Consider the following 7,925-nt stretch of genomic DNA (forward strand, 5'->3'; position numbering starts at 1 on the left):
TATGGAGGTAAACATAGGGTGTTATTTCGTGAGTTATATTATCCAGCACCCAAAGGTAACTCATTTTTCTCTACCTGTCGACCTGATTTTCACTGCTTGCGATGCTATAATCTTATTCTGAGAAACGGTTCTACAACACAGTATTTATTCCGTAAATAGAACAATCATCAAATACATTTTCTACTTAAATGTATTTTCGTACCTTTGCAACACTGTTCAAATAAACATTATGAGACAAAAGAGCTACATATCCCTCTGCAGCATGCTGCCGCAGATGATGATGCGAATGTACAGCGTACACTCGTCGGCTCTATCGTGTCCACACTTGATCTCGTAACTGTTTCGAAAGACAAAATAACATTCATGCACACGAAGCGAAACCGACGAGCCAGAAGCTCAGATTGGTTTCGCTTCACTTTTATCATCACATACACTACACACTCCCATTATGTCACACTCATCCCAGCTTAAGTACTCTCCTGAGACCATTGCACTCCACTATGGCTACGATCCTCTTGCTACCGGTCACCATGCGGTGTCCGTTCCGCTGGTAGCCTCGACCGCATACGCCTTCGCCGACTCACAGGAAGCGATCGACATCTTTGCACTCCGCAAGGAGGGGTTCCTCTACTCCCGACTCGGCAGTCCCACTGTGGACGTCCTCGAGAAGCGACTCGCCGCATATGAGGGGGGGGTCGGTGCCGTGGTCACCGCGACAGGACAGAGCGCCCACAGCACACTCTTCCTCACCCTGCTCCGGTCCGGAGACCACGTCGTCGCCTCCAATAGCATCTACGGTGGAACCTTCAATCTTCTTGAATCGACCCTACCCCGCTTCGGCATCACCACTACCTTTGTAGACATCAATAATGCAGAAGAAGTGGAGGCTGCCATCACCGACAAGACCAAGCTGGTCTTCTGCGAGACGCTCAGCAACCCACGGCTCACAATCACCAATATCCCCGAGGTATCCGATATAGCTCATCGCCACGGCCTGCCTCTCGTGGCAGACATTACCCTCACTGAGGGGATCAGCCATGCCATTAGTGAGGGGGCCGACGTTCTCACATCTGCTCTCACCAAGATTGTCTGCGGCAACGGCACGACCCTCGGAGGGGCTATCATCGACTCCGGTCGATATGACTGGGGTGGAGGGCGCTTCCCCGAGCTCTCGGAGCCCTGCCCCACATACAACAACATCTCCTTCACGGAGACCTTCGGCTCGCAGGCACTCATCACGGCACTCCGCGCCATCGGTCTCAGGGACCTCGGCACCGGGCTCAGCCCCCTCAACGCCTACGAGATGATCAAGGGGCTGGAGACACTCGACCTGAGGGCGCACGCCATCAGCGACCGTACCCGTGAGCTGGCTGAGTGGCTGGAGGCAAATCCAAAGGTCGCCTGGGTTCGCTACCCCACCCTACCCTCTCACGATCAGAGCGACCTCTGCCGGACTTTGCTCGGTGGCTTTGGCGGTGGGATCCTCACCTTTGCACCCAAGGGTGGTTATCATGCGGCTCGTAAGGTAACTGAGAGCACACAGCTCTTTACCCTCGTTGCTAATCTCGGTGACAGCAAGTCACTCATCACCCATCCCGCCGGCACCACCCACAGCCAGATGACCGAAGAGGAGCTCCGCCAGGCCGGTATCTCAGATGATCTCATACGTCTCTCTATCGGTCTGGAGAGCATCGAGGACCTGAAAGCAGATCTCCAATACGCACTCGACCAGCCATGCTCGGACAAGTAACGCTCTCGGACTTCACGAACTGGCGAGGGGAGAGTATCCCCTCACCCACACTCACCTACCAGGTGGCAGGTCCCGCACTCGGTACCGCACCGATTGTCCTCGTCTGTCACGCCCTCACCGGCAACTCTGCCGTCGCCGGTCCTGAGGGTTGGTGGGCAAAGCTCATCGGTCCGGGGCAGACGATCGACACGACCCGCTACACCATTCTCTCGATCGACATCCCGGGAAATGAGTATGCCGGCTCTGCGCCACTGGACGACCCATCCCTACTCAGTGTAATGGACGTGGCTCGCCTCTGGCTGCTCGTGCTGAGGGAGCTCCGTGTCGATCACCTCTACGCCCTCATCGGACCCAGTCTCGGTGGAGGCATTGCCTGGCAGATTGCCGCCCTCGAGCCGACGCTGGCGGAGCACCTCTTCCCCATAGCCACGGACTACAAGGCCTCCGACTGGCTCCTTGCCCAGACTGAGGTACAGAGACTGATACTGGATCACTCCGACCGCCCGATCCACGACGCGCGGGTCCACGCCATGCTCACCTACCGCACGCCGGAGTCTCTTATTGGTCGCTTTGAGGGGAAAACGACAGATAGCGGACTGCCAAGAGTTCTTGACTGGCTTGACTACCACGGTCGCACGCTGGAGGGACGCTTCAGCCTAAGCGCCTACCGGGTGATGACCTTTCTTACGTCCACGATCCACGCGGCGGAGAGTGAGAAAGAGCTGACACGGATCGCCTCCGACATCCACCTTGTTGCCATTGACAGCGACCGCCTCTTCCCCTACTTCATCGCCCGTGAGACCATTGAGCGACTCAGGTGCTCCGGCAAAGAGCGTGCGGAGCTCCACACCATTGTCTCCGACCATGGTCACGACGCTTTCCTCATCGAGTATGACCAGCTCTGCAGGATCATGAGTCCATTCTTTCCTTAAACCATAAGACATTTGTATATATGCGTGTGCTAAAGTTTGGGGGCAAGTCCCTCGCTAATGGAGAGCCCCTCCGTCTCTCCCTCAGGATCATCCAAGACGTTGTCGCAAGTGACGACACCCCACCCTTAGTGGTCGTCTCCGCACGTGGCAAGACGACAGACAGACTCCTCGAGTTGGCTCACCTCACCGAGGCCGGGGAGCCCTGGCGGGAGAGCTACCGCCGACTCCTCGCCGACCAGGGGGAGGGAACAGAAGGACTGTCAGATCGACTTACCCGACTCCTCGAGGGGATTGAGCTCCTGCGAGAGTGCAGTGCTAAGACGCTGGATGAGGTGCTCTCCTTTGGCGAGCTCTTCTCCGCCCACCACATCGCCCGGCTCCTGCCTCACGCCCTACCGATCGATGCCGGCGACCTCATCGTCACCGACAGCTCCTACGGAGAGGCGAGTGTAGAGCTCAAGGAGTCGGAGGAAAAGACTCGCAGCTACTTCGCTCACCTCCCCGCCGGCACCCTCCCGATCGTGACCGGCTTCATCGCCCGAAGCGAGAACGGTACGCGGACCACCCTCGGAAGAAACGGAAGCAACTACACCGCTGCCCTCCTCGCTAACTTCCTTGATGCAACGCAGCTTGACAACTACAGCAATATCGATGGTATCTACTCCGCTCACCCAGGCATCGTCCTATCTGCGCATAAGATCCCTGAGCTCTCCTACACTGAGGCGGCCGAACTCTCCCAGCTGGGCGCAGAGATCCTGCACTACAAGACGATCGATCCACTTGCTGCCAAGCAGATCCCTCTCCGCATACTCGACTCCTTCAGCCCCGAGGGATGCCGCCAGGAGGGGACACTCGTCCATCTCCTCCCCTCCTCTCAGCAGGCAAGAGCCATCGCCGCCCTCTCCGGCAAAGCTCTGATCCACTTCGAGCGGCACGAGATGAAGGGGTTACCCGGCTTCGACGCCAGGATTTTCTCCGTCCTCCGGGACGAGGGTATCAGCACCGGGATCATCTCCCAGGGATCGACGGAGCGCGGTGTCGGTTTCGTAGTGGCGGAGAGCGAGGCTGACCACGCCGTGGCAGCACTGAGGCGTGAGTTTGACCGAGACATACACCGTCCCACGATCGAGGCGACGAAGGGACTCTCCGTCATTGCCCTCATTGGGGTAAGCCTCTCCGGCTTTGATCACCCCTACTCTGCCCTAATCCGAAACGGCATCACGCCCCTATTGGTCAATAACGCCGTCACCGGCGACACGCTCTTCCTCCTCGTGCGTGACGAAGAGGTACCGAAGGCGCTCAATGTGATCCACGGGGAAATGTTTGCACACGCTAAGCGGATCCATGTCGCCTGTATCGGTCACGGTACAGTGGGTGGTGCATTCCTCGACCGAGTGACTGAGGAGCGGGCGCGGATCCTATCCGACAAGGCGGTCGACCTCCGCCTCTTCGCCATCGCCAGCAGCCGTCAGCTGCTCCTCGACCAGGAGGGTATCGGTACCGACTGGAGGGAGCGAAAGGCAGCCGCCCCAGCTTCCGAGGACCCGATCCGCGAGATCATCCGCTATGCGGAGGAGAACTACCTTGAGAATGTGGTCGTCATCGACAACACCGCCTCGCCTGCCATTGCCGCCCGCTACTGCGAGCTCGCTGAGCAGGGCTACGACCTCGTCTCTTCCAATAAGATCTTCAACACCGGTCCCTACCCTGACTACCTCCGACTCCGTGAGATCCTGAGGGACCATCGTCGAACCTATAGGTATGAGACCAATGTGGGAGCCGGACTGCCCCTGATCGACAACCTCCGTCTACTCCACCTCTCCGGAGATCGCATCACCCGCATTAGGGGGCTCTTCAGCGGCACGCTCGGGTATATCCTCTCCTCCCTCGGCGACCGCACCTCCTACGCGGAGGCGATCCGCTCCGCCGCCCGTCTCGGCTACTCAGAGCCGGACCCAAGGCAGGACCTCAATGGTCTCGACGTGGCGCGGAAGCTGCTCATCCTTGCCCGCGAGGTGGGCATATCGGCAGAGATGTCGGACATAGAGGTGGAGGACTTAGTCCCAGAGACCCTCAGGGACTGCTCAGCTGAGCACTTCATGGAGCGACTGGATGAGGCTCAGGCCTACTTCGAGAGCCTATCTAAGACCTCGCAGGGGGAAGTGCTGAGATATGTCGGGGAGCTGACCATCGGGGACGGCACCGATGCCGCCCGGCTCTCCTGCGGTCTCAGAAGTCTTCCCGCCGATAGCGCCCTCGGCTCAGTCAGTGGTGCGGACTCCTGCTTCGAGATCTACACCGAGAGCTATGGCGATCTCCCCTTTGTCATCCGCGGGGCAGGAGCAGGCGCGGAAGTGACTGCGCTCGGCGTCTTTGGCGACCTCCTAAGGATCGCTGACCATGGTGAACTCTCGTGACAAATTGCCGCTCTAAGTGAAGTGTCGCTAATCACATAAAAATCAATCAATTACGACTGTAGAAAATACCCGCATAGCAGATACAAAAAGCACCCACACATCAGTCTGGTAATCAGTAGGTAATGAGTAGCCCCTTCTAATACCGGTATTAGCATCCACTATTACCGGTATTAGTGTCGACTAATACCGACTATAGTAATCACTAATACCGATATTAGTCCGGAGGTGTAGTCTTATCGCATTTGTTTAGGGGCTGAGTAAATTCTTTTTTCATTAGTATCTTTGTGAGAGAGAAACGAATGACTCCGCAAGTGGGAGGGAGCGGGGTCATATTACTATGTGAGTTATTGCAGAAATGAAAACGGTTAATGAAATCCGTCAGATGTACCTTGACTTCTTTACAGAGCGAGGACATCATATTGTTCCCTCCGCTCCTATGGTTCTGCAGGGGGATCCGACCCTAATGTTTACCAATGCGGGGATGAATCAATTCAAGGACATCATCCTGGGGAATGCTCCGAGGAAGTACCCGCGGGTAACCGACTCTCAGAAGTGCCTGCGCGTGAGCGGTAAGCACAATGACCTCTCCGCCGTAGGACACGACACCTACCACCATACCATGTTTGAGATGCTGGGGAACTGGTCCTTCGGAGATTACTTCAAGGAGGAGATCATCCCGTGGGCGTGGGAGCTACTGACTGAGGTATACGGGCTGCCTAAGGATCGGCTCTATGTTACCATCTTTGAGGGAGCGCCTCAGGAGGGGCTGGAGCGTGATCAGGAGGCATATGATGCCTGGGCAAAGCTGCTGCCGGAGGAGAGGATACTCAATGGTAACAAGCACGATAACTTCTGGGAGATGGGAGAGACCGGTCCCTGCGGTCCCTGCTCTGAGATTCACATAGACCTGAGGAGCGAGGAGGAGATAGCTTGCATACCCGGCAGAGACCTCGTCAATCAGGACGACCCGCTGGTGATCGAGATCTGGAACCTCGTCTTCATGCAGTACAATCGCATGGCAGACGGTCACCTCGAGGCTCTGCCCCACCACGTCATCGATACCGGTATGGGACTGGAGCGCCTTTGCATGGCGATGCAGGGGAAGAAGTCCAATTACGACACTGATGTCTTCCAACCACTCATCGGCAAGGTCGCAGAGATCTCCGGCGTGGCCTATGGTTCGTCGGAGAAGACCGACGTAGCTATGCGCGTGATCGCTGACCACATAAGAGCTATAGCCTTTGCCATTACCGACGGACAGCTGCCCTCCAGTACGAGAGCGGGCTACGTTATCCGCCGAATCCTCCGGCGCGCGGTACGGTATGGCTACACTTTCCTCAATCTCAAGGAGCCCTTTATGTACCGCCTTATCCCCACCCTCGTGGAGAGCATGGGCGGACACTACACCGAACTGGTGGCTCAGCAGGAGCTGATCACTCGCGTGACAAAGCAGGAGGAGAGTGCTTTCCTGAGGACCCTCTCCACCGGCATAGAGATGCTGCAGTCTCACATAGATGAGTCCAAGAAGAAAGGGGAGAAAAAGCTGTCCGGGGAGATCATCTTCGAGCTCTATGACACCTATGGCTTCCCGGCAGACCTTACGGAGCTGATCCTGGAGGAGCAGGGCATGGAGGCGGACTTGAAGGGCTTCGACAGCGAGATGGCGAAGCAGAAAGAGCGCGCCCGTAAGGCTCAGCACACCGAGACCGGCGACTGGCAATGGATCGGAGATCAGGAGACAGAGACCACCTTTGTCGGCTATGAGATGCACGAGGCGCAGACTCGGATCGTCCGGTATCGCCAGGTGACGCAGAATGGGAAGAAGAGCTATCAGGTGGTGCTCGAGACAACGCCCTTCTACGCTGAGATGGGCGGCCAGGTGGGCGACACAGGTACTCTCATCGGCGAGGAGGATCAGGAGAGGATCAAGGTCCTCGATACGATCCAGGAGAATAACCTGCCGATGCTTCTGGTGGATAAGTTGCCCACCGATCCTCATCAGGACTTCCTCGCCTCTATCGACAGCGAGCGCAGGTATAACATCGAGCGCAATCACACTGCTACCCACCTGCTGGACCATGCCCTGAGGACACTATTCGGGGACACAACGGAGCAGAAGGGCTCCCTCGTGAGCGATCGTGTACTGAGGTACGACTTTGCCCACTTCGAGAAGATGACGAAGGAGGAGATCCGAGAGGTGGAGCGGATGGTCAATGAGGCGATCCAAGCAGACTACCAGCGGATCGAGCATAGGGACGTACCGATCTCTAAGGCAAAGGAGATGGGAGCCATCGCTCTCTTCGGAGAGAAATACGGGGACTACGTCCGGGTGATGCAATTTGGAGACAGTATTGAGCTCTGTGGTGGCTGCCATGCCCCGTCGACCGGGGTACTGGGGAGCTTCCACATCACCCAGGAGACCTCCGTGGCAGCGGGTGTGCGCCGTATCTTTGCCGTTACCGGTCCCGCTGCTCTCGACTATGTACACGAGCTGGAGGATACGATCGAGAGCGTGAAGAGCTACTTCGGCGGTGGCAACTTGATCTCCGCCATCAAGAAGGTGCTGGAGGAGAATCACACCCTCTCTGCTGAGGTGAAGCAGGCTTATGAGCGTGAGAAGGGGAGCCTGATCAGTCGTCTGCGGGAGCACTACGAGCTGGTCGACGGCGTGAAGGTGATTCGACCTGACGTAGCGATCCCATCTGCTCTGGCGAAGGACATTGCCTTTGGTCTCAAACAGGTTCTGGATGGCGACTATGTCTTCGTGAGCGGTTCCAAGGATGAGGGCAAGGCACTCCTTACCGTGCTGATCAGCGATGGTCTCGT

The 7,925-nt window shown here is 57.2% G+C and carries 4 protein-coding genes; all 4 read left to right on the plus strand.

The annotated features are described in order from the left end of the window. Positions 1-448: 448 nt before the first annotated feature. Positions 449-1,750 carry an aminotransferase class I/II-fold pyridoxal phosphate-dependent enzyme gene (locus Q0F21_RS04095; protein ID WP_297237654.1) on the plus strand — a complete coding sequence of 434 codons (1,302 nt, stop codon included), beginning with the start codon at positions 449-451 and terminating at the stop codon, positions 1,748-1,750. Further along, positions 1,735-2,682 (plus strand): alpha/beta fold hydrolase, encoded by a 948-nt coding sequence (locus Q0F21_RS04100; RefSeq protein ID WP_297237655.1) that lies wholly within the window; start codon positions 1,735-1,737, stop codon positions 2,680-2,682. Before Q0F21_RS04095 ends, Q0F21_RS04100 begins: the two co-directional genes overlap by 16 nt. 20 nt (positions 2,683-2,702) lie before the next feature. Then, positions 2,703-5,099, plus strand: coding sequence for an aspartate kinase (locus tag Q0F21_RS04105; RefSeq protein ID WP_297237657.1), 2,397 nt, complete (start codon positions 2,703-2,705; stop codon positions 5,097-5,099). A gap of 355 nt (positions 5,100-5,454) precedes the next feature. Then, a partial coding sequence (gene alaS / locus Q0F21_RS04110) for an alanine--tRNA ligase (RefSeq protein WP_297237659.1) occupies positions 5,455-7,925 on the plus strand: 2,471 nt, incomplete at its 3' end.

This window comes from uncultured Porphyromonas sp. (assembly GCF_934359325.1).
Lineage (GTDB): Bacteria > Bacteroidota > Bacteroidia > Bacteroidales > Porphyromonadaceae > Porphyromonas_A.

What these genes read in the sequence shown, in the direction of transcription:
- Q0F21_RS04105 (WP_297237657.1), top strand. Translation starts at nt 2,703, where the DNA reads ATGCGTGTGCTAAAGTTTGGGGGCAAGTCCCTCGCTAATGGAGAGCCC.
- Q0F21_RS04095 (WP_297237654.1), top strand. Translation starts at nt 449, where the DNA reads ATGTCACACTCATCCCAGCTTAAGTACTCTCCTGAGACCATTGCACTC.
- Q0F21_RS04100 (WP_297237655.1), top strand. Translation starts at nt 1,735, where the DNA reads ATGCTCGGACAAGTAACGCTCTCGGACTTCACGAACTGGCGAGGGGAG.